This window comes from Sphingobium aquiterrae (genome assembly GCF_037154135.1).
GTDB classification, from domain to species: Bacteria; Pseudomonadota; Alphaproteobacteria; order Sphingomonadales; family Sphingomonadaceae; genus Sphingobium; species Sphingobium aquiterrae.
In genome coordinates this window covers 1-26675 of sequence record NZ_JBANFL010000020.1, presented here as the reverse complement: position 1 = coordinate 26675, position 26675 = coordinate 1, and the positions used below count along the sequence as shown (strand labels likewise).

Annotated in this window: 20 protein-coding genes; 9 read left to right on the top strand and 11 right to left on the bottom strand. The window is 66.8% G+C overall.

What is annotated here, in order from left to right:
• Nucleotides 1–3: 3 nt before the first annotated feature.
• Both WFP78_RS18875 and WFP78_RS18870 read right to left on the bottom strand, forming a co-directional pair.
• Nucleotides 4–765, bottom strand: a complete 762-nt coding sequence (locus WFP78_RS18875) for a DUF2334 domain-containing protein (protein WP_336965783.1) — start codon at nt 763–765, stop codon at nt 4–6.
• Nucleotides 747–1478, bottom strand: coding sequence for a hypothetical protein (locus tag WFP78_RS18870; RefSeq protein WP_336965782.1), 732 nt, complete (start codon nt 1476–1478; stop codon nt 747–749). The genes WFP78_RS18875 and WFP78_RS18870 overlap by 19 nt, the downstream gene beginning before the upstream one ends.
• Nucleotides 1479–1802: 324 nt before the next feature.
• On the opposite strand from WFP78_RS18870, the gene WFP78_RS18865 reads away from it, so the two are divergent.
• Nucleotides 1803–2744: an endonuclease/exonuclease/phosphatase family protein gene (locus WFP78_RS18865; protein ID WP_336965780.1), complete on the top strand. Its 942-nt coding sequence runs from the start codon at nt 1803–1805 to the stop codon at nt 2742–2744.
• On the opposite strand, the gene WFP78_RS18860 is transcribed toward WFP78_RS18865, so the two are convergent.
• From WFP78_RS18860 to WFP78_RS18835, 6 genes are all read right to left on the bottom strand, one after another.
• Nucleotides 2716–5160 carry a TonB-dependent receptor gene (locus WFP78_RS18860; RefSeq protein ID WP_336965778.1) on the bottom strand — a complete coding sequence of 815 codons (2445 nt, stop codon included), beginning with the start codon at nt 5158–5160 and terminating at the stop codon, nt 2716–2718. The two genes, WFP78_RS18865 and WFP78_RS18860, sit on opposite strands and share 29 nt — an antisense overlap.
• Nucleotides 5057–6043, bottom strand: a complete 987-nt coding sequence (locus WFP78_RS18855) for a FecR family protein (RefSeq protein WP_336965776.1) — start codon at nt 6041–6043, stop codon at nt 5057–5059. Before WFP78_RS18855 ends, WFP78_RS18860 begins: the two co-directional genes overlap by 104 nt.
• Before the next feature lie 56 nt (nt 6044–6099).
• Nucleotides 6100–6633 (bottom strand): RNA polymerase sigma factor, encoded by a 534-nt coding sequence (locus WFP78_RS18850; protein ID WP_336965774.1) that lies wholly within the window; start codon nt 6631–6633, stop codon nt 6100–6102.
• Between the two features lie 109 nt (nt 6634–6742).
• Nucleotides 6743–7930, bottom strand: a complete 1188-nt coding sequence (locus tag WFP78_RS18845; RefSeq protein ID WP_336965772.1) for an acetate/propionate family kinase — start codon at nt 7928–7930, stop codon at nt 6743–6745.
• Complete coding sequence (locus WFP78_RS18840) at nt 7927–9348, bottom strand: bifunctional enoyl-CoA hydratase/phosphate acetyltransferase (RefSeq protein WP_336965770.1); 1422 nt, start codon at nt 9346–9348, stop codon at nt 7927–7929. Before WFP78_RS18840 ends, WFP78_RS18845 begins: the two co-directional genes overlap by 4 nt.
• Nucleotides 9349–9351: 3 nt before the next feature.
• Entirely contained in the window at nt 9352–11112 is a 1761-nt protein-coding gene (locus tag WFP78_RS18835; protein WP_336965768.1) for a PHA/PHB synthase family protein, read from the bottom strand.
• A gap of 294 nt (nt 11113–11406) precedes the next feature.
• Here WFP78_RS18835 and phbB point away from each other — a divergent pair, with 294 nt between their 5' ends.
• The 7 genes from phbB to WFP78_RS18800 all read left to right on the top strand — a co-directional run bounded on the left by phbB (nt 11407) and on the right by WFP78_RS18800 (nt 19427).
• Nucleotides 11407–12129: an acetoacetyl-CoA reductase gene (phbB, locus tag WFP78_RS18830; protein WP_336965766.1), complete on the top strand. Its 723-nt coding sequence runs from the start codon at nt 11407–11409 to the stop codon at nt 12127–12129.
• A gap of 157 nt (nt 12130–12286) precedes the next feature.
• Nucleotides 12287–12697, top strand: coding sequence for a hypothetical protein (locus tag WFP78_RS18825; RefSeq protein ID WP_336965764.1), 411 nt, complete (start codon nt 12287–12289; stop codon nt 12695–12697).
• 95 nt (nt 12698–12792) lie between these two features.
• Nucleotides 12793–14259, top strand: a complete 1467-nt coding sequence (locus WFP78_RS18820; protein WP_336965762.1) for an efflux transporter outer membrane subunit — start codon at nt 12793–12795, stop codon at nt 14257–14259.
• Nucleotides 14256–15329: an HlyD family secretion protein gene (locus tag WFP78_RS18815; RefSeq protein WP_336965760.1), complete on the top strand. Its 1074-nt coding sequence runs from the start codon at nt 14256–14258 to the stop codon at nt 15327–15329. The genes WFP78_RS18820 and WFP78_RS18815 overlap by 4 nt, the downstream gene beginning before the upstream one ends.
• Nucleotides 15326–18094, top strand: coding sequence for a ribosome-associated ATPase/putative transporter RbbA (gene rbbA / locus WFP78_RS18810; RefSeq protein WP_336965882.1), 2769 nt, complete (start codon nt 15326–15328; stop codon nt 18092–18094). Before WFP78_RS18815 ends, rbbA begins: the two co-directional genes overlap by 4 nt.
• Nucleotides 18095–18097: 3 nt before the next feature.
• Complete coding sequence (locus tag WFP78_RS18805; RefSeq protein WP_336965758.1) at nt 18098–19222, top strand: ABC transporter permease; 1125 nt, start codon at nt 18098–18100, stop codon at nt 19220–19222.
• Between the two features lie 82 nt (nt 19223–19304).
• Complete coding sequence (locus WFP78_RS18800; RefSeq protein WP_336965756.1) at nt 19305–19427, top strand: hypothetical protein; 123 nt, start codon at nt 19305–19307, stop codon at nt 19425–19427.
• Between the two features lie 120 nt (nt 19428–19547).
• Here the strand turns inward: WFP78_RS18800 and WFP78_RS18795 are convergent, their stop codons facing one another.
• The 3 genes from WFP78_RS18795 to WFP78_RS18785 all read right to left on the bottom strand — a co-directional run bounded on the left by WFP78_RS18795 (nt 19548) and on the right by WFP78_RS18785 (nt 24195).
• The gene (locus tag WFP78_RS18795; protein ID WP_419722999.1) at nt 19548–20588 is read right to left on the bottom strand and encodes an alpha/beta fold hydrolase; all 1041 of its coding nucleotides are present in this window, start codon (nt 20586–20588) and stop codon (nt 19548–19550) included.
• Between the two features lie 250 nt (nt 20589–20838).
• Nucleotides 20839–21462, bottom strand: coding sequence for a YybH family protein (locus WFP78_RS18790; RefSeq protein ID WP_336965752.1), 624 nt, complete (start codon nt 21460–21462; stop codon nt 20839–20841).
• A gap of 69 nt (nt 21463–21531) precedes the next feature.
• Nucleotides 21532–24195 carry a TonB-dependent receptor plug domain-containing protein gene (locus WFP78_RS18785; protein WP_336965750.1) on the bottom strand — a complete coding sequence of 888 codons (2664 nt, stop codon included), beginning with the start codon at nt 24193–24195 and terminating at the stop codon, nt 21532–21534.
• Nucleotides 24196–24587: 392 nt separating this feature from the next.
• Here WFP78_RS18785 and WFP78_RS18780 point away from each other — a divergent pair, with 392 nt between their 5' ends.
• Nucleotides 24588–26168 carry an aldehyde dehydrogenase (NADP(+)) gene (locus WFP78_RS18780; protein WP_336965749.1) on the top strand — a complete coding sequence of 527 codons (1581 nt, stop codon included), beginning with the start codon at nt 24588–24590 and terminating at the stop codon, nt 26166–26168.
• Nucleotides 26169–26675 lie beyond the last annotated feature (507 nt).

The window sequence follows — 26675 nt, the reverse complement described above, 5'->3', positions numbered from 1 at the left end:
AGGCTATTCCTTCAGCAGGTCGGCATAGCGGGAGGGCGTGCGGGTGCGGGCAAGGCTGGCCACCGTCCGGTCGATGCTGCGGAGCAGGGCGGGCACGGTCACGTCGCCGGGATGGACGGCAAGGCGCGCCACCGGCACCGGCCGAAGGATCGTGGGCAGCACCGCCGCCGCGGCGAGCGACGAGGCGATCCGCGGGCGGCTGCGGCTGGCCCAGGTGATGACCGGACCGCGCGCGAGCACATGGCCGCCACGGGGCCGCCACACCTTCATATGATCTTCCGCCAGCGCGAAACCGCAGGTGGAAAGCGCCTCCAGCGCCGGCGCGCCATAGAGCCAGGCCGGCGCGATGAAGCCCGCCGCCGGGCGGCCGGTGATATCCTCGATCAGCGCGCGGCCATCGCGCATCCGCTGCACGGCCACATCCAGCGACAGGCCCAGAAACTCGCCCTCGCCGGCGGTCATGTGCCGTGCGCGGAAGCGGTCTCGCGCGGAACCATGCGCTCCGGCATCGTCGCGATGATACCAGCCATGGACGAACATCTCCGTGCCGGCGTCGGCCCATCGGCGCAGCCGCGTGGCAAAGGCGCTGCCCCGGATCAGCGGGTGCGCGCCCCAATGATCGGGGACGACCAGCATCGCGATGCGGTCCACCGGCGCATGGGCCAGGAGCCGCGCCTGGAGCTGGTCGACCGCGCTTTCGCTGCGCGGGCCGACATCGTGGATGGAAAGGAGCAGGCGCCGCATCGTCAGAAGCGCAGCCCCCATGACATCGTCGCCCGCCGATCCTGCAGTTGCGCGCCGGCCTCGGCCGGACCCATGTCTTCGGCGGGGCGGCGCATGGAGGCGACGGACAGGCGCCAAGACATCGCCCCCGGCGCGTCGCCCGGCATCAGCAGCACGGCAAGCTGATTGCCCTGGCCCGTGAGCGGCGCGCCGCCCAGCGTTTCGGCAAAGCGCGCGACGGGCCGTCTGCGGTTGCTGCGGCTGATGCCGATATGGTCGAGCGTGATCCGGCATGCGTCGCCCAGGCCGACAGCCACGCCCAGATCGGTGATCGCCGTGCCGAGGCGATAGGAGGTGACGGGCACCACGCCCAGGCGCCGGGTCATCTTGGTGTAGGCGGCCTGCGGCGCGATCCACAGATGCGTGCCCAGCGACAGCGTGGCGCGCATGTCCAGCTTCCTGCCGGTCCAGCGATCGTCGGCGGTCATGCCGATGGGCATCGGGCTTGGCCCGCTGCTCATCCGGCTGGCCCGCAGGCTGACGTCCAGATTGCCCAGGGATGCCGACATCATGCGCGATCGGCCGACGACGCCGCGCAGGCGATCCTGGGGCGAAAGGCTGACGACCGGCAGCGGATAGGCGTGCATGACGCGATTTTCGCCAACGGCATAGGGGCCGTGCAGATGCAGGCGCTGATCCCGCTCCCGCGCTTCGGCAACACCATGATGCCAGGCCGCGAACACAAGCAGCAGCAATGAGGCAGCCGGTGGCTGCCATCCCGTCTTCCGTTGCATAGAATGTCGATTCCCCATCGCCAGCATGACGCCGCAGGAACCCATTATCGCAGTAATGCTGCAGAAATATTTTTCGCCTAGTCGACTGTGGTGACCGCAGTCGTGGGGCGTCTGTCGGCCGTAATCTACAGAGCGAGAACGATGTTCAGGAAAAGCCATCTGTCGCTTCTGGCGGCCGCTGTCCTTATGCTTGTTCCGGCCGCGCCGGGCAATATGTCGAACAGCACCGCCAGTTCCATGCAACACCCTGCGCGGGTTGTGCCTTTTGACGGTACGCTGTCTGTCATGACCTATAATATCCGCGGATTGCCCTGGCCCGTGGCCATGGGGCGCAGCGCGGATCTGGACGATATCGCCGCGCGGCTGCGGGCCATGCGGTCGCAGGCCGCACATCCGCATATCGTCGTCATGCAGGAAGCGTTCACGCAGGATGCGCAGGCGATCGGCCATGAGGCGGGCTATGCCCATGTGGTCGGCGGCCCCGGCCCCGACATGGTGAACATGGCGTCGATGTCGAGCGAGGATCGCGGCTTCCTGTCGAACGCCAGCCTGTTCAAGGGCGAGGGGGCGGGGAAATATGTCGGCAGCGGGCTGCAACTGCTGACCGACTATCCGGTGCTGTCCGTGCGCAGGATGGTGTTTCCGGCCTTTGCCTGCGCGGGCTATGATTGCCTGGCGAACAAGGGGGCGTTGCTGGTCAGCCTGGCCGTGCCGGGGATGAGCGTGCCGGTGGATGTCGTCACCACCCATCTCAACAGCCGCCGGGCATCGGGCGTGGACAATGCGCGGTCCATGCGGGCCTATCGCCGGCAGATCGACCTGCTGTCGGGCTTCATCGCGCGCGCCCACGATCCCCGGCGGCCGCTGATCGTCGCCGGCGACTTCAACGTCACCGACGATCTGCGGCGGGCGGCGCTGATGCGGGGGGTCGACGGACCATGGGCCGGAGCGCCCATGCAGGATGCGCTCAATCAGGCGGAAAGGCAGGGAATCCGCTTGTCCAGCGATGCACGGGCGGCGCTGGACCATGCCCGCGACTGGCAGTTCTTTTCCGGCGGCGCCATGTCATCGCTCGCCGTGACGGGGGTGCAGGTGCCCTTCGGCCATGATGCGCAGGGGGCCATGCTGTCCGACCATATCGGCTATACCGCGCTCTACCGGCTGACGCCCGAGCGCCGTGCCGGCCGGGAGGTCGCCGCTACCAGCGACGGCCGACCGAAAGCGTGAGCGTGCGCGGCCGCAGCGGCGTATATTGCGGGCCGGCGCGGATGGAAAAGGGATTGCCGAAGGCGAAGCTGTCCGCCTCGATATCGAAAAGATTGTCGATCCGCATGCCGAGCGTGAGCGCGCCGCGCACCAGCGAAAGCGCCGTCGACGCGATGGCATAATCGCCCATCTTCCGGTCCAGATCGTCGTCCAGCGCAAGGCGGGAGGAGCCGATATAATTGGCCTGTCCCGAAAGCGTGCCCTGCCATGGGCCAAGCGTGAAGCTGCGGTTCATCTGCAAGCGCGCGGTGATGTCCGGCGCGATGGGAAGCCGCCGGTCGCTCAGCTTCAGCCCGTCGGCCGCGCGCGTCAGCCGCGCATTCTGCAGCGTGAAACCGCCCGAGAGGGAGGTGCGCGCCCCGATGGTCCAGCGCGTCTCCGCTTCGATGCCGGAGATGCTGCCCTTGCCGGCATTGCGGGTGGAAACAAGGCCGTTCGACAGCAGGAAGTCGGACTGAATCTTGTCCCATGCGGTATGATACAGGCTGACCGAGGTGGACAGCCTGCCGCCCGCATCGGACCGGCGGATGCCAAGGTCGATCGTGCCCAGTTCGTCGGCATCGAACCGCCGGCTTGCGCTGGCACCCGCGCCGACCTCCTCTATGGAGGTGAGGCCGCCCGGCCGCATCGCGCGGGCATAGCGCAGATAGAGAAGGCCGCCGCCCGGAAGCCGGTGGGACAGGGCGATGCTGGGCGACAGGATCGTCTTGGTCACATGCTCGGCGCGCGATCCGGCCCGTTCCATCGTCTCGTCCTCGGCGATGGTCTGGAAGAGGCGGGCGCCGACCGTCGCATCCAGATGCGGCAGCAGGGGCATGGAGACCTCGCCAAAGGCGGCATATTCGGTGATCTTGCGGTTCAGCGTCACCACCGGCAGCGGCGTATCGCCGCCATTATCCATCGTCGCTTCGTCATGGCTGGTGACGAGCAGATAGGACAGGCCGGCCAGCCAGCGCCCCGCGCCGGGATCGGAAAGCCGCAATTCCTGGTTGAGGAGGGTGTAATGGCGATTGTCGTCGAAGGCGATGGGGGCGACCAGCCCGAAATCGGCCGCCGCCGCGCTCGCGTCCAGCCGATAATCGACGCTATGGTCGACATAGCTGGTCGATGACAGGAGCCTGAGCGCGCCGATCCTGCCCTCCACAGTGGCGGCGGCAATGCGGAAATCATTGTCATTGGGTTCCGCGATCGGGGCGATGCGCGCCAGCGAATCGTCCGACGCCAGCACATATTGGCTATCCCGAACATTGATGTTCTGGAAGGTGCCGCCAAGGTCCACGGTCCAGTCCGGGTCCGGCCGCCAGCGGATCGCCAGCCGCCCGCCATAGATGCGGGATTCGTTCGCGTCGTCCCTGCGTCCGATATTGTCGATCCAGCCGGGGCTGGACTGGGCATAGCCGACCGCGCGCACGGCCAGCCTGTCCTGCTGCACCGGCCAGTTCAGGACCGCTTCGCCGCCACCACCGACGCCGCCATGCTGCACGACTTCGGACGACAGCCGCATGCTGGCAGAGGGGTCGGCCAGGTCGGGCTTGCGGGTGACGATATGATAGATGCCGCCCAGCGCGCCCGATCCGTAGAGCGGCCCCTGCGGCCCCTTCAGGATCTCGACCCGGTCGACGTCGATCAGGCGCAGGTCCGGGTCCGGCGCGTCGAAGGTCACGCGCGCTTCGTCCAGCTGCACGGAGACGGTCGTCTGGCTGGGGCCGTTGAACGGGCTATCGGCGATGCCGCGGATGAACTGGCGGTTGCGCCCCGGCCCCAGGTTGGTCATCGACAGCCCCTCGGTCGCAAGGGCGATATCCTGGCTGCCGGGCGCGGCGATCCCTGCCCGGTCGAGGCCGCCGGGCACCACCGTAACCGCGATGGCGACCAGATCGAGCGCCTGCGGCCGCTTCTGCGCCGTCACGATCAGGTCGGGCTGGGGATATTCGGGAAGCGGAAGCGGGACGAAGGGGCGCGCCGGCGCGGGGCGCACGGGGGCAGGGGCAATGCGTGCGGCCGGCTGCGGCACATGCTCGATCCGGTAGGCGCCGGCGCCTATCGGCACGGCGCGCAGGCCCGTGCCGCGCAGCAGCCGCCGCAGGATGTCGGGGGCGGACATCATGCCCTTCACGGCGCGCGCGCGCGCCGTGGGGAGCGCGCCGGAAAGGCCGATCGACAATCCCGTCGCGCTGGAAAAGCGGGAGAGGCTGTCGCTCAGCGGACCTGCGGGGATGTCGACGCGATATTGGGCTTCACGCGCATGGGCCGTGGCGGGCGCCAGCAGCCCTTCAGCGAGGGTCGCCAGCGCTAATGCGCATATGGCCGCCCTCGTCGCGGACCCTGATCGCCATGAGCCCGGCAAGATCGGCCAGCAGCTTCGATCCGTCGCCAATGACCAGAACCCCCGAAAAATGGCTATGCCCCAAAGCAGGGTCGATCATGATCTTCTTGCCCGAATAGCGCGCAATGTCGGCGACCACCAGTGCCAGCGGCGTATCGGAATAGACAAGCTTGCCCGATCGCCAGCTGCCCACCTGATCGGGGGTGACGGGCGACAGCCGCGCCGCGCCGCCGGTGGCGACCAGCTGGTGCCCGGCGCTGACCTGCAGCGTCTTCCGATCGTCGTCGGCGGGCCGGCTGACCGCGACATGCCCCTCCGCCACGCCGACGCGGAAGGACGCGTCGGAAAGGTTCACGGCAAAACGGGTGCCGATGTCGCTGATCCGGTAATCCCCGGCGGTGACGGTGAGCGTGCGCGCGGGATCGTGGCGGACATCGAAATAGGCTTCGCCCTGCGCCACGTCCATGTCCGCGGCGCCCTTGCCCGATACGCTGAGGCGGCTGCCGGGGGCGAGCGTCACCGAAATGCCGTCGGCGAAGGCGAGCGTGCGGCTGGCGTTCCTGCCGGTTTCATAGATGGTGGCGGGCGTTGGCCGCAAAGAGTAGGGCACGCCGATCAGCAGCGCGAGCGAGGCCGCGATGGAGCCCACCAGCCAGCCCCGGCGGGATCGCGCGCCGGTGACGACAGCCTGTGTGCCGACAGCCTGTGCAGGGGCCGGGGATTCCGCGACCGCAAGGACGCTCGCCAGCGTGTCGCGGTGGCGCGCGACCGCATCGTCGAGCAGCGCGACCTCGTCGAAAACCTCGCGATGGCGCGGGTCGGCCTCCAGCCACAGGGCATAGCCATCCCAATCGGCATCGTCGCTTTCCAGCGCCCGATGCCAGGCTATTGCCTCTTCCAGAAGCCGATCATCCCTGTCCGACCGCCCCGTCATGACGCATGGGTTCCTTTACATTCCGATGACAAAGACGCCGTGATCCCCATCGCGCCTCAGTCCTTCAACGCGCGGCGCAGATATTTCATCGCCACCGCCATATGCTTTTCCACGCCGCTCCTGCTGATCCCCAGGCGTTCGGCCACTTCGGCGTGGCTCAGCCCGTCGATCTTGTGAAGCTGGAAGGCGCGCCGCGCCCCTTCCGGCAGGTTGCCGATGGCGGACGCCAGCCGCGCGGCCTCCTCCCGTTGCTCCATCTGTTCCAGCGCGTTCAGCCGGTGATCGGGCGTCTCGCCCTCCGGCGATGCAGGGCCGATCTCCGCATCCGTCCATTGCCGGTCCCGCGCTTCCCGGCGCCTGCGCTCGCGAAGCCTGTCGAGCACCAGATTCTGGGCGGTGCGATACAGATAGGCGCGGCCATTGGCGATCGGCCCGGCATCGGTTGCCAGCGCCTTGATCCACAATTCCTGCACCACATCTTCCGCTTCGGCGGCGCTGCCTGTGCGCGCCGTGAGGAAACGCAGCAATTCTGCCCGATGGAGCCTGTAGATTTCTGTCAGACCGCCTTCGGGCGACATATCGGCCATCATGCAATTCCGCTTTGCTGGCCTCCTCCTTCCAACCTCTGGCGGCAGATTGCAACTCGTGGCGTGCAGGATGGAGGATTATGCGTCCCTTGGTCGCGCGACCTTCGGGGCCTTATTGCCGGGGGGCGACAATCGAAAGGCTGTGCAGCGCGATCATGCGTTCCTCGTCGGTCGGGATCACGCGGACGGTGATCGCGCTGTCGGGGGTGCTGATGCAGGCCGCGTTGGCGGCATTGGCGGCTTCATCGACCGCGATGCCCAGCCATGCCAGCCTGCGGCAGATGCGGCTGCGGATGCCGGCGTGATTTTCGCCGATCCCGGCGGTGAAGACCAGGCCGTCGAGACCGCCGAGCGACGCGACCAGCCCGCCAGCCTCGCGCGCGGCCCGCCAGGTGAACAGGTCGATCGCCTCTTCCGCTTCGGGCGCCTCGCTCGCCGAAAGCGCGCGCATGTCGCTGGAGATGCCCGAGACGCCGAGCAGGCCCGATTGCTTGTAGAGGAGATTTTCGACCTCGGCGGCGCTCATGTGCATCTGCGTCAGCAGGTGCAGCACGACGCCGGGGTCGATGCTGCCGCAGCGCGTGCCCATCATCAGGCCGTCGAGCGCGGTGAAGCCCATGGTCGTGTCGACGCTCCTGCCCTGGTTCATCGCGCACAGGCTGGCCCCGTTGCCCAGATGCGCGACGATCACCCGCCCGCCGGCACGCGCCGGGTCGATCTCACCCAGCCGCCGCGCGATATATTCATAGGACAGGCCATGGAAGCCATAGCGGCGGATGCCCTGATCGTGGAGCGCGCGCGGGATGGCAAGGCGCGTGGCGATCGCCGGTTTATCATGATGGAAGGCGGTATCGAAACAGGCGACCTGCGGCAGGTCGGGCGCAAGCCGGGCGATGGCCCTTATCGCCGCCAGGTTATGCGGCTGGTGCAGTGGCGCGAGCGGGCACAGCGCTTCGAGCTTGTCCAGCAGCGCATCGTTCACCCGGATCGGGGCGGCGAACGCGGCCCCGCCATGCACGACGCGATGACCAACCGCGACAATCTGATGCTGGTCCAGATGATCGACGGACCAGGCGAAGAGGAATTCGAGCAGATCGGCATGGGTGAGGGCGCTGCCCCCCGGCCAGTCATGCGCCAGGATGACCTCACCCTCGACCGTGCGCGCCACCAGATGCGGGGCAATGCCGATCCCCTCGATCTTGCCGCCTGCCGACAGGACCGGGCCAGCGTCGCCATCGCATGTGAAGAGCGCGAACTTGATGCTGGATGAGCCGGAATTGAGGCTGACGACCGCCTTCATGCGATGGCCGCCCGTGGCACGCCCGGCGCGGCCTTGGTCGCGGCGCGCGCCATCAGCACGGCGACGGCGCAGGAGGCGAGCCGGGTGCGCAGGCTGTCGGCGCGGCTCGTCAGGATGATCGGCACGCGGGCGCCCAGGACCACGCCGGCCGCATCGGCGCCGCCCAGGAAGGTCAGCTGCTTGGCGAGCATGTTGCCCGCCTCCAGATTGGGCACGACAAGGATTTCGGCCTTCCCGGCGACCGGGGACATGATTCCCTTCTCCTTCGCCGCCGCCTCGCTGATCGCATTGTCGAAGGCGAGGGGGCCATCGAGGATACCCCCCGTGATCTGGCCGCGATCGGCCATCTTGCACAGCGCGGCGGCGTCCAGCGTCGATTGCATGCCGGGATTGACCGTCTCGACCGCCGCGAGGATCGCGACCCTGGGCGTCTCGATGCCGATGACATGGGCAAGGTCGATGGCGTTGCGGATGATGTCGGCCTTTTCATCCAGCGTCGGCGCGATGTTGATCGCCGCGTCGGTGATGATCAGCGGCGTGGGATGGTCCGGCACGTCCATGATATAGGCATGGCTGATCCGCCGCTCGGTGCGCAGCCCGGTGGCGGAGGGCACCACGGCGCCCATCAGTTCGTCGGTATGGAGCGAGCCCTTCATCAGGATCTGGGCCTCGCCCGAATGGATGAGCGCGACCGCCTTGGCCGCGGCCTCATGGCTGTGCGCCGCATCCACCAGCCGGAATGTGGAGATGTCCTGGCCCGCATCCTGCGCCGCCTTGCGGATCTTCTGCTCCGGCCCGACCAGGATGGGGTCGATCAACCCCGCCTCGGCCGCTTCCACCACGGCGGTGATCGCGGCCGGGCTGCAGGGATGCGCGATCGCGGTCGCGACCGGGTCTCCGGCCGCCGTCTCTTCCATGACACGCCGATAGCCGTCATGATCGCAGATATACACGTCCGGCAGCGCCATCCGCGGACGGCACATCTTGACGGTCGGCGCCTGGACTTCGGCCTGGCCTGTGATGACGTCCTCGCCATGCTGGTTGACGCAGCGGCAGTCGAACAGGATGGTCGCATGGTCCGCCCATTTCTCCCGGACAGTGACCGATGCGGTGATCGTGTCGCCCAGGCCCACCGGGCGGGTGAAGCGCAGGGACTGGCTGAGGTAGATCGCGCCCGGCCCCGGCAACTCGGTGCCCAGCACGGCGGAGATCAGCCCGCCGCCCCACATGCCATGGGCGATGACCCGATGGAACATGTCGGTGGCCGCATCGCCCGCATCGAGACGGTCGGGGCTGATATCGCCCGAGACGAGCGCGAACAGCTGGATGTCCGCCTCGGCAAGGGTGCGCGTCACGCAGGCGGTGTCGCCGATCGCGATCTCGTCGAAGGTCCGGTTCTCGATCATCGCATCGGTCATGCCTCAATGCTCCAGCACATAGCGGCCGGGCGCATCGGCGATGACGGCATAGCCCTTGTCGGGCGCGCCCATGGGCGGCGGCGCGACCGGATCGCCGGATCGCTGCCCCAGCCATGCGCCCCATGCGGTCCACCAAGAACCCTCTTCGGGCGTCGCGCGGGCCAGCCAGTCCTCGGCATCATAGGTGGCGCCGTCATGTTCGCGGGTCAGGATATGGTAGCGGCGTCCCTTGTGGCCGGGCTCGGAAACGATGCCGGCATTATGGCCGCCGCTGGTCAGGACGAAGGTGACTTCGGCGCCGGTCAGCAGGTGGATCTTGTACACAGAATGCCATGGTGCGACATGATCGCGCTCGGTGCCGACGACGAACAGCGGCGCGCGGATCGCCGACAGCGCGATTGTCCTGCCATCGGCCTTGTATTTCCCCTCGGCCAGATCGTCGTCTAGGAACAGGCGCCGCAGATACTGGCTGTGCATCGCATAGGGCATGCGCGTGCCATCGGCATTCCACGCCATCAGATCGTTCATCGGCTCGCGCTCGCCCATCAGATAGGTGCCCAGCACGCGCGACCAGACGAGGTCGTTGGACTTGAGGATCTGGAAGGCGCCGCCCATCTGGCTGCTGTCGAGATAGCCGCGGCTCCACATCATATTCTCCAGCATGTTGAGCTGCGCTTCATCGATGAACAGGCCAAGCTCGCCCGGCTCGCTGAACTCGGTCTGCGCGGCGAGCAGGGTGATGCTGGCAAGCCGCTCGTCCCCGTCGCGCGCCATTGCCGCGGCGGCGATCGACAACAGGGTGCCGCCCAGGCAATAGCCGACCGCATGGACGGACGGGGCGCCGGTGATCGCCGTGACCGCATCCAGCGCCGCCATCGGCCCCAGGCGGCGATAGGCTTCCATATCCAGGTCGCGGTCCGCGCTGCCGGGATTGTGCCATGAGATCATGAAGACGGTGTAGCCCTGGTCGGTCAGCCATCTGACCAGCGAATTTCCGGGCGACAGGTCGAGGATGTAATATTTCATGATCCACGCCGGCACGATCAGGATCGGTTCCGGGCGCACCGTCTGCGTCGTGGGTTCATACTGGATCAGTTCGATCAGCTGGTTGCGGTAGACGACCTTGCCCCTGGCGGCCGCGACATTGTCGCCGACGCGGAAATCCTCGGTGCCCACGGCGGGCTCGCCGCGGACCATGTGCTGCATGTCCTCCACCAGATGCCTGAACCCTTCGACAAGGCACTGGCCGCCGGTCTCCACGATCTTTCTCTGCAGCACAGGATTGGTGGCGAGGAAGTTGGTGGGCGCCAGCGTATCGAGCATCTGCCGCGCCGCGAACGTCACCATGTCTTCATGATGCCTGGTGACGCCGCCGATACCGGTGGTGGCCGCGTGCCACCATTGCTGATTGAGCAGGAACCCCTGCGCGAACAGGTTGAAAGGCGGCTGCTGCCAGGCGGGATCGGAAAATCTGTGATCCTGCGGCAGGGGCCTGATCGCGGGCTCCGCCTCCGGATCGCCAAGGCTGCGCAGCATGTAATCGAACAGCCGGGCATATTTGCGGGCCACCTTCGCGCCGAGCTGGAGCCGCTTGCCCGGCGAGATGGCCAGATGCAGCCCCCAGTCGGAAAATGCCTGGGCGATGGTGGCGGGGGAAAGGCCCGATGTCATCTGCGCGACGGCGGCAACAGCGGCGCGATCGAACGTCTCGGCCATGCCATCCAGCGGATCGGGTGACGAGGGCACGGCGATTCCTGTGGTCATGCATCTGGCTCCTGCTGGGTGATGCGCCCTCTATCGCTTTACCCACCGGCCTATACATTACGTAATAACACGACGGGTTCCTTTTCCCGCCCTTGCAATAACGCGCAATAAGCGGAGGGGCCTAAGTATAGCTCCTGATGGCGCGCGCCATGCGGCCCCGGCAGAAACATGCCCGTTCCCCGGCCAAGATCGGGAACACAGGCGAGGCGCCGAACGGCCTTTGGCGACGCGTCCGCGTGACGCGGTGGCGACGATTTTTCAGTCCTTCATCCGTAACGGCAACAAGGAAAATCCATGTCTCGTACAGCGCTCATCACTGGCGGCGTCAGCGGCATCGGCGCCGCGACTGCAAGGCTTCTCAAGCAACGCGGCTTCACGGTCGTCGCCAATTATTTCGGCAATGACGCCGATGCCGACGCCTTCGCCCGGGAAACCGGAATCCCCGTCCACAGCTGGAACGTGGCCGATTTCGCGGCGAGCCAGGCCGGTGTGGCCGAGGTTGTCGCGCAGGTCGGGCCCATCGACATCCTCGTCAACAATGCCGGGATCACGCGCGACGGCACGCTCCACAAGATGACCGAGGAGCAGTGGCGCAGCGTGATCGACGTCGACCTTGGCGGTTGCTTCAACATGTGCCGCGCGGTGATCGAGAGCATGCGCGAGCGGCGTTTCGGCCGGATCGTCAACATCAGTTCGGTCAACGCGCTTTCCGGCCAGTTCGGCCAGACCAACTATGCTGCCGCGAAGGCGGGCATGATCGGCTTCACCAAGGCGCTCGCGCTGGAAGGCGCGGCGCGCAACATCACGGTGAACGCGATCGCGCCGGGCTATACCGACACCGGCATGGTCGCGGCGGTGCCGCAAGAGGCGATGAAGAGCATTCTCGCCGCCGTCCCCGTCGGCCGCCTGGGCACGCCGCAGGAGATCGCGCGCGGCGTCCTCTTCCTGGTCGAGGACGAGGCCGCCTTCATCACCGGCATCACGCTTTCGATCAACGGCGGCAAATATATGCCCTGAAGCGGATCGCGCTGCGCAAGGCGGGGGCAGGCCCGGCGCGTCGGCCTCCGCCGGCGTCGTCAAAAGGGCGCCCGATGTAGGGGTAATCCCGAATATCGCAGTGCAGCATGACGAAGCAGATTGTCCTGACCGACCCCCATTTGAAAGGATTGGACCCATGGGTTCCCCCATCGAACAGATTGTCGCCATGACCAAGGCCAATGGACGGCTTGCGGCCAAGCTTGCCGAGATCGCCCGCAGCGGCGGCCAGGATTGCGCGCAGATCGGCAGCAAGGCGGCGGCGACCTTCGTGGACCAGTGGAAGGCGATCAAGCCGGGCACCGTTGCCAGCTTCAGGAGCGACGATGTGATGCGCCTGTTCGGCGAAATCGAACAGAGCCGCGAAGTCTCGCTCGACAGGGTCAAGGCCGCCTTCGATGAATGGCAGGGCAGCTGGAAGGACCTGCTCTCGCAGGTGGGCGATCAGCAGCCATGGTTCCTGTCCCAGGACAAGGCCCCGGCCGCCGCCGCGCCCGAAAAGGCGAAGGCGCCGCCGCGCGCGGCCTCCAAAAAGACCGAGACGGCCTGACGAATCGCACCGCGCGGCGACACCCGGCTTCCGCCCGCCCGATCGCGGACGGGAGCCGCCATCTTGAAGATCGAACCGGGGACCATGCAGCACAGATGGCCGATCCAGCGTTCATGAAGCGCGCGCGCCGAAGGCGGGCGATGGCCGGCGCCTGTGCCGTCCTGCCGCTCCTGGCCGGCTGTTCGTTCGCGCCCGCCCATGTCCGCCCGGCGCTGCCGGTGCCGCAAAGCTATGCCGCGTCGTCGTCCGGCGCGCCTTCCATCGCGACGATGGGCTGGCGCGACTTCTTCGTAGAGGCGCAGTTGCAGGCGCTGATCGCGGCGGCGCTGGAGAACAGCCGCGATATCCGGATCGCATCGGGCCGCGTTGCAGAGGCGCGCGCGGCCTGGCGGATAGAGGGATCGGCGCTCTATCCCCAGATCGACGCCGTTGCGACCGGCGCGCGCGGCCGCACGCCCGCCGACCTGTCCGTCACCGGGCGCGCGATGACCGGCAACCAGTTCTACGCCCAGCTGAGCGCGGGCTGGGAGCTGGATTTCTGGGGCCGGCTGCGCAACCTGAACGATGCGGCGCGCGCGCAATATCTCGCCACGCAAGAGGCGCGCCGGGCCGTCGCCACCGACCTGATCGCGCAGGTCGCCAACGGCTATCTGCTGGAACGCGAATATGAGGAGCGCGCCGCGCTCGCCCGCCGGACGATCGCCACGCGCGAGGAATCGCTGCGGATCATGCGGCGGCGCTATGAGGTGGGCTCGGGCTCGAAACTGGAGATGGCGCAGGCCCAGACATTGCTGGCGCAGGCGCAGACGGCGCTGCAGGCGCTCGATCAGGACCGCGACGTGAACCGCAACGCACTGGCGCTGCTGGTCGGCCGGCCGGTCGAGATCGTAGCGAGCGCGCAGGGCCTTGCCGACGTCACGCCGCAGATCGCGCTGCCCGCCGGCCTGCCGTCGGAACTGCTCACGAACCGGCCGGATATCGTCGCGGCGGAATATGCCCTGCGCGCCGCCGACGCGAATATCGGCGCCGCGCGCGCGGCCTTTTTCCCCAGCATCAGCCTGACCGGCGCGTTCGGGACCGCGAGCAGCGCGCTGGACGGCCTGTTCAGGGATGGCAGCCTGTCCTGGACCTTCAAGCCCGCCATCGGCTTGCCGTTGTTCAATGCCGGCCGGCTCGCGGCCAATCTCGACGTGGCGAAGGCCCGTCAGGTCATTGCCGTGGCGGATTATGAGCGGACGGTCCAGGCCGCGTTCCGCGATGTTTCGGATGCGCTGGTCCGGCGGCGGCAGCTGGGTCTCCAGATCGGGACCATGCGCGAGATGCTGGCCGCGCTGCGCGAACGGTCACGGCTGGCGCAGCTGCGTTTCGATAACGGGCGCTCGGCCTATCTGGAAGTGCTCGATGCCCAGCGCGACCTGTTCGATACCGAGCAGACGCTGGTCCAGTTGCGGCGCGCCCATCTCGCCAGCGGGGTGGCGCTCTATGCGGCGCTTGGCGGCGGATTCATCCCCGCCGCGCCCGACGACAATTCCACGCAACAGAGCCAGGGGGAGGCACGATGACGGCGGCCCAGAAGACATGGATCATCCGGGGCGGCATCGTCGTGATTGCCGCGGCCCTTGCCCTTATCCTGTGGCAGTTGCTCAAGCCAGCGGGCCTGCCGGACGGGATCGTCAGCGGCAATGGCCGGATCGAGGCGATCGAGATCGACATTTCCGCCAAGGCGCCGGGGCGCATCCGCGATATCGTCGCCGATGAGGGCGATTATGTGAAGGCGGGGCAGGTCGTCGCGCATATGGACACCGATGTCCTGCGCGCGCAGCGGTCCGAGGCGCAGGCCCAGCTTGCCCAGGCCCTCAATGCGATCCAGATCGCCGAAAGCCAGGTGGCGCAGCGCCAGAGCGAGCGCGCGGCGGCGTTGGCCGGGGTCCGTCAACGCGAGGCGGAACTGAATGCCGCCCGCAAACGGCTCGGCCGGTCGGAAACGCTCGCGCGGGAGGGCGCGACGGCGGTGCAGGAGCGTGACGATGATGAGGCGCAGGTCGAAGGGGCCACTGCGGCGGTCGAAGCGGCGCGCGCGCAACTGGCTGCGGTCGACGCGGCCATCGGCACGGCGCGCAGCCAGGTCATCGGCGCGCATTCCACCGTCGATGCGGCCCGCGCGACGATCGAGCGGATCGAGGCCGACATCCACGACAGCGACCTGCGCGCGCCCGCCACGGGCCGGGTCCAGTATCGCGTCGCCCAGCCCGGCGAGGTCGTCGCCGGCGGCGGACGGATATTGAACCTCGTCAATCTGGGCGATGTCTACATGACCTTCTTCCTGCCCGAGACGGTGGCGGGGCGCGTGGCCCTGGGCAGCGAGGTGCGCATCGTGCTGGATGCCGCGCCGGACTTCGTGATCCCGGCCAGGGTGTCGTTCGTCGCGGATGTCGCCCAGTTCACGCCCAAGACGGTGGAGACGGCCAGCGAGCGGCAGAAGCTGATGTTCCGGGTGAAGGCGCGGATCGATCCCGCTTTGCTTCAGCGCTACATCACGCACGTCAAGACCGGCCTGCCGGGGATGGCCTATGTCCGCATCGACCCGAAGTCCCAATGGCCGGCGAACCTGACGGTCAACGTGCCGCGATGACCGCGCCCGGCATGGTGGAGGCGCCGTTGCCGCCGCCGGCGGCGCGACTGTCGGGCGTCAGCCTGCATTATGGCAAGGCGATGGCGCTGGACGGCGTCGACCTGGACATCCCGGCCGGAAAGATGGTCGCGCTGGTGGGGCCGGACGGGGTCGGCAAGTCGAGCCTGTTTTCGCTGATCGCGGGTGCGCGGGTCATCCAGCAGGGCCATGTCGAGGTTCTGGGCGGCGACATGGCCGACCGGGCGCATCGCGAGGCCGTGTGCCCGCGCATCGCCTATATGCCGCAGGGCCTTGGCAAGAATCTCTATCCCACCTTGTCCATCGACGAGAATCTGGAATTTTTCGGCCGGCTGTTCGGGCAGGACGCAACCGAGCGCGAGGCCCGGATCGCCCGGCTGACCCAGAGCACCGGGCTGGCGCCGTTCCGCCAGCGCCCCGCCGGCAAGCTTTCGGGCGGCATGAAACAGAAGCTCGGCCTATGCTGCGCGCTCATCCACGATCCCGACTTCCTGCTGCTCGATGAGCCCACCACCGGCGTCGACCCGCTGTCGCGCGCGCAATTCTGGGATCTGATCGACCAGATCCGCGCCGACCGGCCGCAGATGAGCGTGCTGGTCGCCACCGCCTATATGGAGGAGGCCGAGCGGTTCGACTGGCTGGTGGCGATGGACGCCGGCAAGGTGCTCGCCACCGGCACCCCCGCCGAATTTTACGAGCGGACCGGGACGAGCGCGCTGGAGCACGCCTTCATCGCGCTGCTCCCCGAAGAGCGGCGGCGCGGCCACAAGCCCGTCGAGATTCCGCCGCGCGACACGGCCGCCGACGACATCGCGATCGAGGCCCGGAACCTCACCATGCGCTTTGGCGACTTCACCGCCGTCGATCATGTCGATTTCCGGATCGGGCGGGGCGAGATCTTCGGCTTCCTCGGTTCGAACGGCTGCGGCAAGTCGACCACGATGAAGATGCTGACCGGCCTGCTCAAGGCGAGCGAAGGGCAGGCCTGGCTGTTCGGGCGGCCGGTCGAGAATGGCGACATGGCGACGCGCCGGCGGGTCGGCTATATGAGCCAGGCCTTCTCGCTCTATTCCGAGCTGACCGTGCGGCAGAATCTCGATCTGCACGCCGAATTGTTCCATGTCGCGCGCGCGCTGCGCCCGACGCGGGTCCGCGACATGGCGGAGCGCTTCGGTCTGGTCGACATCATGGATGCGCTGCCCGATTCCCTGCCGCTGGGGCAGCGCCAGCGGCTGTCGCTGGCGGTCGCGATGATCCACCAGCCGGAGATATTGATCCTCGACGAGCCGACTTCGGGTGTCGATCCCATCGCCCGCGACCAGTTCTGGCAGATGATGATCGACCTTTCGCGCAAGGACAGGGTGACGATCTTCATATCCACCCATTTCATGAACGAGGCGGAGCGGTGCGACCGCATCTCGCTGATGCATGCCGGGCGGGTGCTCGTCAGCGACACGCCGGCGGCGATCGTCGCGAAGCGCGGCAGCGCCACGCTGGAGGATGCGTTCATCAGCTATCTGGAAGATGCGGCGGGGAGCCAGGAGGGACAGCAGGCGGCCGACATCCCGGCCGCGCGCCTGACCGGACCGGGCGCCAACCCCGCTTCGTCCTTTTCGCCGATGTTCAGCCGCCGGCGGATGATGAGCTACAGCCGGCGCGAGGCGCTGGAGCTGCGCCGCGACCCGATCCGGGCGACGCTGGCCCTGCTGGGCAGTGTGCTGCTGCTGTTCATCATGGGCTATGGCATCAGCATGGACGTGGAAAACCTGCCCTTTGCCGTGCTGGACCGCGACGCCACGACGACAAGCGAGAATTATGCCCTGAATCTGGCCGGTTCCCGTTACTTCATAGAGCGTCCGCAGATCACCGATTATGCCCAGCTCGATCGGCGCATGCGATCGGGGGAACTGAGCGTCGCCATCGAGATCCCGCCGAATTTCGCCCGCGACCTGCGGCGCGGCGTGCCCGTGCAGATCGGCGTGTGGATCGACGGCGCGATGCCGCAGCGTGCCGAAACCGTGCAGGGCTATGTCCAGGCGATGCATGCGCAATGGCTCAGCGACATGGCCGTGCAGGAATTGGGCGTGCGGCCGACGATGGGGCTTGTCGATATCGTGCTGCGCTATCGCTATAATCCCGATGTCAAAAGCATCATGGCGATCGTGCCGGCGGTCATTCCCGTGCTGCTGCTGCTTTTCCCCGCGATGCTGACCGCGCTCAGCGTGGTGCGGGAGAAGGAGCTGGGGTCGATCATCAATTTCTACGTGACGCCGATCAGCCGCCTGGAATTCCTGCTCGGCAAGCAGCTGCCCTATGTAGGGCTCGCCATGTCGAACTATGTGCTGCTGCTGGTCATGGCGCTGATGGTGTTCCGCGTGCCGATCACCGGCAATGTCCTGGTCATGACGCTGGGGGCGTTCCTCTACACCCTGTCGTCCACGGCGATCGGGCTGCTGTTCTCCATCTTCATGCGCAGCCAGATCGCGGCCCTGTTCGCGACCGCGATCGGCACGATGCTGCCGGCGGTCCAGTTCTCCGGCCTCATCAATCCGGTGTCCTCGCTGGAAGGGGCCGGGGCGGTCATCGGCGCCATTTTCCCGACGACCTATTTCATCATGATCTGCCGCGGCGTCTTTTCCAAGGGGCTGGGGTTCGCGGACCTGTCGCAGCCGCTGCTCGCGCTGGCGCTCGCCTTCCCGGCGATCCTCGCGATCTGCGCCATGCTGCTCAGGAAGCAGGAGGACTGAGCGATGCGAAGCGCCGCAAACATCTTCCGCCTCGGGATCAAGGAACTGCGCAGCGTGTGGCGCGATCCGATGATGCTGGCGCTGATCCTCTACGCCTTCTCGCTCGGCATCTATGTCGCCGCGACCGGCATGCCAGAAACCCTGAACAAGGCGCCGATCGCCATTGTCGACGAAGACCGCTCGCCGCTGTCCAGCCGGATCACCGGCGCCTTCTACCCACCGCATTTCTCCGGCCCCTGGCTCATCCCCCTGGATCAGGTGGACGCCGGCTTGGATGCAGGGCGCTATACCTTCTCGCTCGACATCCCGCCCGATTTCCAGCGCGACGTGCTGGCCGGCCGTCACCCCGCCATCCAGCTCAATGTCGACGCCACGCGCATGAGCCAGGCCTTCACCGGCGGCGGCTATATCCAGCAGATCGTCCAGGGCGAGGTGTCGGAATTCGTGCAGGGGACGCGCGCGGCCGCGCCGTCGCCCGTGGACCTTGCCCTGCGTGCGCGGTTCAACCCGACGCTGGCGCAAAGCTGGTTCGGATCGGTCATGGAGATCATCAACAATGTGACGATGCTCTCGATCGTGCTGACCGGCGCGGCGCTCATCCGCGAGCGCGAGCATGGCACGATCGAGCATCTGCTGGTGATGCCGGTGACACCGTTCGAGATCATGGCGAGCAAGGTGTGGGCGATGGGGCTGGTGGTGCTGCTCGCATGCGCCTTTGCGCTCAAGCTGGTGATCCAGGCGATATTGCAGGTGCCGATCGAGGGCTCCATCGGCCTGTTCCTGCTCGGCGCCGGGCTGCACCTGTTCGCGACCACGTCGATGGGAATCTTCATGGGCACGGTCGCCCGCTCGATGCCGCAGTTCGGCCTGCTGCTGATGCTCGTCCTGCTGCCGCTGCAGATGCTGTCCGGCGGCACGACCCCGCGCGAGAGCATGCCGGAGATCGTCCAGACGCTGATGCTGGCGGCGCCGACCACCCATTTCGTCAAGATGGCGCAGGCGATCCTCTATCGCGGCGCGGGGCTCGATGTCGTCTGGCCGCAATTCCTGGCGATTGCGGCGATCGGCGCGGTGTTCTTCCTGATCGCGCTGACCCGGTTCCGCCGGACCATCGGCACCATGGCCTGAACGGCGTCCTCCGGGACTCTACCGATAGGCCCGTCAGCGGCGGCGCGCCACAGTCTGCCGGTCATCGAAAGGGAGACTCGCCATGCATGCGGTAGACAGAATTCGCGCGTCGATGGATGCGATCTTCCTGACGGGGCTGGCCGCCGGCCTGATGGCGGCCTTCCTGTCGATCATCATGCCGCAGCTTGCATCCATGGGCCTGTAGGGCTTGCGGGGCTGGCGCTTATAATCGTTCTTGGGCGCGCGCCTCCCTTCGTGGCGACGCCATCGGATCGCTGGTCGATCCGATGGCGCGCGGTGGAAGAAGGAGACAATCGCAGCGTCGTTAATTGCCCGAGCGCTGCAGCAATTCGATCAGGTCCTGCTTCCAGAAGCTGGCCGAGGTGTGTGTGCCATGGCCGCGCGTGATCGCGCTTTCCTCGATCAGGCGGAATTTCGCGTTGGGCATGCGCGCGATCGCCTGCTGCGGATAGGGGAAGTTGCGCGGGTTGATGAAGTCGTCGGCTGAATTGAGCCACATCATCGGCGCAGTGATCTTCTCCAGATTGGGCCAGGGATTATAGTTCCGCGAGCTTTCGAAATGATAGATCATGTCGTTGGCATCGCGGCTGGCGATATCCCGCTCGACGCTGCGGCGAGCCGCGGCGATCGCTTCGTCGCGCGTGGGATAGGCCGACTGCGCGGCGAGCGGCGCGGAGCCCGCGACGATCGACAGCGACGAGGCCGTGCGCAGGCCGAGCAGCGGCTGGGTCTTGTACTCGCCGCCCATCCATGCCGGATCGTTGCGGATGCCGTCGAGCATCAGCTGCCGCCACATGCGGTTCAGGCCGGCGAGCTGGACCGGCTCGCACGCCAGCGGCATCAGCGCCTTCGCGAAATCGGGATAGGCCTCGCCCCAGACGAAGGCGTGCATGCACCCCATCGACGTGCCCATGATCAGGCGGAGATGCTTCAGGCCCAACCCCTTGGTGAGCAGGATGTGCTGCAACTCCACCATGTCGTCATAATCATATTTGGGGAAGCGCATATGCATCCCGTCGGACGGCTTGGACGAACCGCCATGGCCGACATTGTCGGGCAGGATGATCCAGTATTTGGTGATGTCGAGGGGCTGGCCGGGATTGTAGAGCTCGCCGGCGAAGCTGGGCGCCAGGAACTGCTTGCCGGTGCCGCCGGTGCCGTGGAGCACCATCACCGCATTGTCGATCTCTCCCTTGGCGTTGCGATGCGGCTGGCCCAGCGTGGTATAGTGCAGCCGCACTTCGGCCAGGCTCTCGCCCGAGCGGAACTGGAAATTCTTGACGATATAGTCGGCTTCCTTGGTCGCCCATTCCTGCCGGGGCAGGGGCGCTGTGGGGCGCGGCATCAGCGGCGGCGGCATGTCGTTCGCGCCGGGCGCGGCGGAGACTTGCCCGGCGGCGGGAGCGGGGGTTGCGGCCGGGCTCGCCGGGGCGGTCGCCGCAGTGGTCTGGAGCAGGGCTGCAAGCAGGATCGAAAACATCGGAAGACCTCGATTTCAGGGGATGAGGAAGGGAAGGCGGCGAGCGCCGGAATGATGGGCGGCGGGCGCCTTGTCCATCGCGCGGGGGCGGGGGGAGGGCGCTGCCGGCATGGTCCTATTGTTTCGCCGTCGGGGATGCGGGGGCGGATGCGGGCCCGGCTGCGGGTGTAGCTGTGGACGTAGTTGTTCTGGGCAGTCTCGGCACGCCCTCGGTCCCGGGCTCGCCGGCATGCGCCTCGAACGAGGAGACATGGTTCATGTTGATGACCCAGCGGCCGTCGACCTTGCGGAAGAGGCGGGTGTTGATGCCTTCCAGCGGATGCTCGGGCCGTTCATTGTGGAAATGGCCGATCAGCAGCGCGGCATCGGGCGAATAGACCTCGATCTTCATGTCGTAGAAGTGGAGCTGCCCGCGCCGCTCGGGCGGGCCGCCATAGCCGCGGATATAATTGTCGAGCGATTCCTGCCAGCCGCTGGAGACGCGTCCGTTGGAGACGAAACGGACGCCGGGATTTTCGAAGCCCGCCATGTAACCGCGAAAATCGCCCCGGTTCCAGGCCTGCTCCATCGCCGCCACCACGGCAAGGATGTCGGCGCGCGCCTTGTCCGCCTCCGCCTGCGATACGGATGCCTTCGATGCGGATGCCTTCGATGCGTCCGGCCGGGCCGCTGCGGCCGGTGTCCCGGCCGAAGCCAGCATGAGCGCGGCCGCCGCCGTCGCCATCCAGATCTGCTTCATTCGTCCCTCCTTACATTCTTCGGGGCAGGCTGTCGGCCCGGCGCACGTCATGCGCGCCGGGCCGTCGCATCAGAACTTCTTCGACACGCTGGTGTAGAAGAAGCGTCCGGCCGAATTGAAGCTCGACGCGTCGAACGCGGCATCGAAATTGCCTTCCAGGAAGGGCGGCATCTTGTCGAGCACGTTGCGCACGCCGAACGTCAGGGACATGTCGGACTGATCGATGTCGAAGCGGAGCTGGAGATCGTGCTGGATATAGTGATCCGCACGCAGGTTCTCGCCGTTCACCAGCAGCGACCCGGTGTTGGTCACCGCACCCACGAAGCGCCCGTTGTAGGAGACGCTGAGATTGTCCAGCGACCAGGTCAGCAGCGCATTGCCGCGGAAGCGGGACAGCGTGCCGTAGGACGAGTTGTAGTTGCCGACGACTTCGACCATCGGCACGCCTGCGGCGGGCGACTGCTTGAAGCTGTCGATATAGGTGACATTGCCCTGGAAGTTCAGCTTGCCCCAGGAATGCCTGGACGTGGCGTAGACGAGCTGCGCGTCGATGCCCTTGATCTGCTGGTCGAGCAGATTGTCGCGCACGGCGATGACCTGCGTGATGCCGCCCTGGGCGTCACGCGTGATGCGGTCGGCATAGCTGCCGTTGAGGGCGTTCTGCAGGATCAGGTAGTTCACATTCGGCGAACCGATGATGTTCTCCTTCTTGATCTTGAAGAGGTCGACCGTCAGCGCCAGTCCGGGCACGAAGCTGGGCGAGTAGACCGCGCCGACCGTGAAGTTCTTCGCGGTTTCCGGCCGGAGATCGGGGTTGCCGCCGCTCAGGATGAAGGCGCCGTTGGAGGTCGTGACCGCCCGCCGGCCGCCGCATCCGGGATATTGCGCCCAGGTGGAGCTGAGGCAGGGATCGGTGATCGCCGAGAAGCCGTTGGTCTGGCCGCCGAACGCCTCGGTGAAGGTGGGTGCGCGGAAGCCCGTGCCATAGGTGCCGCGTATCAGCAGGTCGGAAACCGGCCGCCACTTGATGCCGATCTTCGGATTGGTCGTGCTGCCGAACATATTATAGTCCGAATAGCGGACCGCCGCCTCAAGATCGAGGCTGTGGATCAGCGGCAGGTCCCTGACGAGCGGCACGCCCAGCTCGGCATAGACTTCCTTGATCTTGCGCGTCGGCGGGAAGGCGTCGGGCGACAGCGTGCGCGACACGAACAGGTTCTTCTCCGACAGCGGATCATAGTCGATCGTGTAGGTTTCCTCGCGATATTCGGCGCCCACCGCAAGGTTCACGGTGCCCGCCCACATATCGAACAGCGGGCCGCTGAGGTTCGCCACGGCCGATCGGAGGCTGGACGTGCCGTAACTGTTGGAATCGGCGGTGATGAAGTTCAGCATGTCCGGCGTGACCGAGCCGGTGGCGCCGAACAGGTTGATCGGCACGCAGCCGTCGACCGCGAAGTTGCAGGTGGCGGGGCCGCCCGCCGCCTGGCGGATCTTCGACAGGATCACGCCCCGGCCGAGGAAGTTATACTGGTCCAGATGCTGGTAGTTGAAGGACGTATCCCACTTCCACGACGAGAACAGCTTTCCTTCCAGGCCGGCGATGATGCGGAAGGTATTCGCGCGGATGTTGTTCTGCCGCAGGTTGCGCGAGGTTTCCTCGATCAGCGTGCGGTTGGCGCTCACCGCGACGCCGAAGGGATTGTAGATGTTGTCGGCGGCCACGATGACCGGCGAGTTGTAGACCGGGCCGATCGAATCCGCCGTCAGGAAGCCGAAGGACTTGCGGCGGTTGTAGGACGCCTCGACAAAGGCCGTGATGTTGTCGGTGACTTCGTAATGCGCATTCAGGAAGGCGTTGATGGTCGAGATGTCGGACGCGGCGCTGGTATATTTGAAGAAGTTGATGCCGTCATTGCCCGAGGTCAGCGGATCGTTGGTGCCGGGGAAGACATAGGGACGGAAATCGGCCAGCGAGGTCGCCTGCTGCACGCCTTCCTTGATGATGTACATCGCGCTCGGATTGGCGGGGTTGATGCCTGTGAAGGCGGTCGTGGTGGGCAGCGGATTGCGCTGGTTGCGGCCGCCGCGATCGCGCCAGTCGACGTCCCGGCTGATCGGGCGATCCGCCATCAGGTTGCCGTCGCTCTTGCGCCAGGAGCCGCTGAACATGAAGCCGCCGCGATCCCACTCGTGGCCCATGGTCAGGTCGATCTGGCGGGTGGGGAGGTCGCCGCGGCTGGAGATGCCGTAATAGCCGGTCAGCATCAGCCCGTCATAGGACTTGCGCATGATGAGGTTGACCACGCCCGCGATCGCATCCGAACCATAGATGGCCGATGCGCCGTCCTGCAGCACCTCGACGCGCTCGATGGCGGCAAAGGGGATGCTGTTGAGATCGACCGTGCCGGCGCCCGAGCTGGCGAGAACGCGGCGGCCGTTGATGAGGACCAGCGTGTTGATCGCGCCAAGGCCGCGCAGGCCGACGGTCGCCGTGCCGCTGTTGCCGCGGCCCGCGCCTTCGCCGGACGTGCTGGTGGCGGCGGGAAGCGTGCGCAGCAGTTCGCCGACATTGGTGGCGCCGGTTGCCTTGATCTGTGCCGCGTTGAGGATGTTGACCGGTGCCGAACTCGTCAGGCCGGTGTTGGGCAGGCGCGATCCGGTGATGACGATCGCTTCTCCTTCGTCCGCACCATTTGCCTGAAGCGCGGCCGTGTCCGAATTGGCCGGCACGGCCGTTTGCTGTGCGAGCGCAGCGCCCGCCCACGTCCAGCATACGCTGCCTATGAGTACGAGTCGGATAAGCTTCGTTTTCGTCATCATGTCCCCCTTGTTCCTTAGAATGTCATGAATTGGTAGTTGTTATACCGTATACGTTTTTAGGATGGGCCACAATAGGGTCCGTCGCACAGCCTGTCGGGTGGGGTTTTCGGGGTATCCCCGGTCGGTGCGGGATAATGGTTCGGGACCACTTTTCCGCTGGAGATTCCACGCCTATAGGCATGGCTGCTACCATCGTGTAAAATATACGATATAGACGGCCGCAAGGCGGGTGCTGCACCCTTCGCAGCGGGCGGATGGCGGCGGTCGAGCAATTCCTTCTCACTATGATCTGGAGCTGATTCATGATTACGGGCGCGATTCTTGTCGGGGCGGCGGAAGAGACATCGGGCGAAGCCTATCGGGCGGTCGATCCCGCCACGGGGTTGGCGATCGATCCTGAATTCCAGGCGGCGGGGCCGGAGCATGTGGCGCGTGCCTGCGCGCTGGCGGATGCCGCCTTCCCGATCTTCTCCGAAACCGGGCTGGAGGCGCGGGCGGCGTTCCTGGAAGCGATTGCCGACGCCATCCTGGCGATCGGCGACGCCCTGATCGTGCGCGCCATGGCCGAGAGCGGCCTGCCGCGCGCGCGGCTGGAGGGAGAGCGCGGCCGCACGGTCGGGCAATTGCGGATGTTCGCGGCGCATGTGCGCAAGGGCGAATGGATCGATGCCACGATCGACACGGCCCTGCCGGATCGCGCGCCGCTTCCCCGGCCCGATCTTCGCCGCCGCCATGTCGCGCTGGGGCCGGTGGCGGTGTTCGGCGCGAGCAACTTCCCGCTGGCTTTCTCGGTCGCGGGCGGCGACACGGCCTCCGCGCTGGCGGCGGGCTGCCCGGTCGTCCTCAAGGGGCATCCCGCGCATCCGGGCACCGGCGAGCTGGTCGCGCGCGCGATTCGCGCGGCGGTCGCGGCATGCGGATTGCCGGAAGGCGTGTTCTCCTATCTTCCCGGTCCCGCCAATGCGCTGGGCGGCGCGCTGGTCGCCGATCCCCGGATCAAGGCGGTGGGCTTCACCGGCTCGCGCGGCGGCGGGCTGGCGCTCATGCAGATCGCGGCGACCCGGCCCGAGCCCATCCCGGTCTATGCCGAGATGAGCAGCATCAATCCCGTGCTGCTCTTTCCCGCCGCGCTCGCGGCCCGTGGCGAGGCGCTCGCGACGGCCTTCGTCCAGTCGCTGACGCAGGGGGCGGGGCAGTTCTGCACCAATCCCGGCCTGGTCATCGCCCTGGCGGGAGGGGATCTGGACCGCTTCATCCAGGCGGCGGGGGCGGCGATGAGCATATGCGCGCCGGTGCAGATGCTCACGCCTGGCATCCATGCCAGCTATGAAAAGGGCGTCGCCGCCCTGGACGGACATGGCGCCACCCGGAGCGTCGCGCGCGGGCCGATGGGCGAGGGGGTGAACCAGTGCAGCGGCGCGATCTTCACCACCGATGCGGAGCGCTTCCTTGCCGATCCGGTTCTGGGGCATGAGGTGTTCGGCGCCTCATCGGTCATCGTCCAGTGCGGGGACATGGCCGAGATGGCGCAGGTCATCGCCGGGCTGGAAGGCCAGTTGACCGCGACCCTGCAACTGGATGCCGGGGATGAGCCACTCGCCGCCGGGTTGCTGCCGCTGCTTGAGCGCAAGGTCGGGCGCATCCTCGCCAATGGCTGGCCGACGGGTGTGGAAGTGTGCGACGCCATGGTGCATGGCGGGCCCTATCCATCGACTTCGGATGGCCGCAGCACTTCTGTCGGCACGCTGGCGATCGCGCGGTTCCTGCGGCCGGTCTGCTATCAGGCATTGCCTGCATGGCTGCTGCCGGATGCTCTCAAGCCCGAAAACCCCTGGCGGATCGCGCGTCGCATCGATGGCGAATGGAGCGCCGCAACGGCGTGATAGGCCGTGGGACGGGCCTGGTCCTGCGCGCCATCGCGTGACGGGCGGGCCTCAAGCCGGGCGCTGGAAAGGGATGTGGCGACACGCGCGCGCCCTTTTCCGCCCGGCGGACCGGCATGGAGTGCTGGCAGGTGGCCCATTCTTGCCCCTTGCGGCAGGCGTCGCGCCCGGCGTGCAGGTGGAACGGTGCGGCGCCCGTCTGCCGATCCTCTCCCTCGCGGAAATCCCCTATTCCATTGCTTAAGCACCGACCTGTACGTATATGATATATGAAAATTCGACTGGCCATTAAGAAGCGCTAGAGGGAGAGGAGAGTAATTCACGCCTGGGGCGTTGTGAAGGAGATAAGATCTGTGAAAATTGGGCCCTTCCAGGCGATGGTCGCGGCTCAAGGGTGGATTTTATGCTGCACAGGTCGAAGGAAACCGTTGAAATGAAGACCGTATGAGCCTGATAATCCGAACCCTGTCCGAACAGTTGGTGAGCCTGGTGCGGGACCGTATTTTG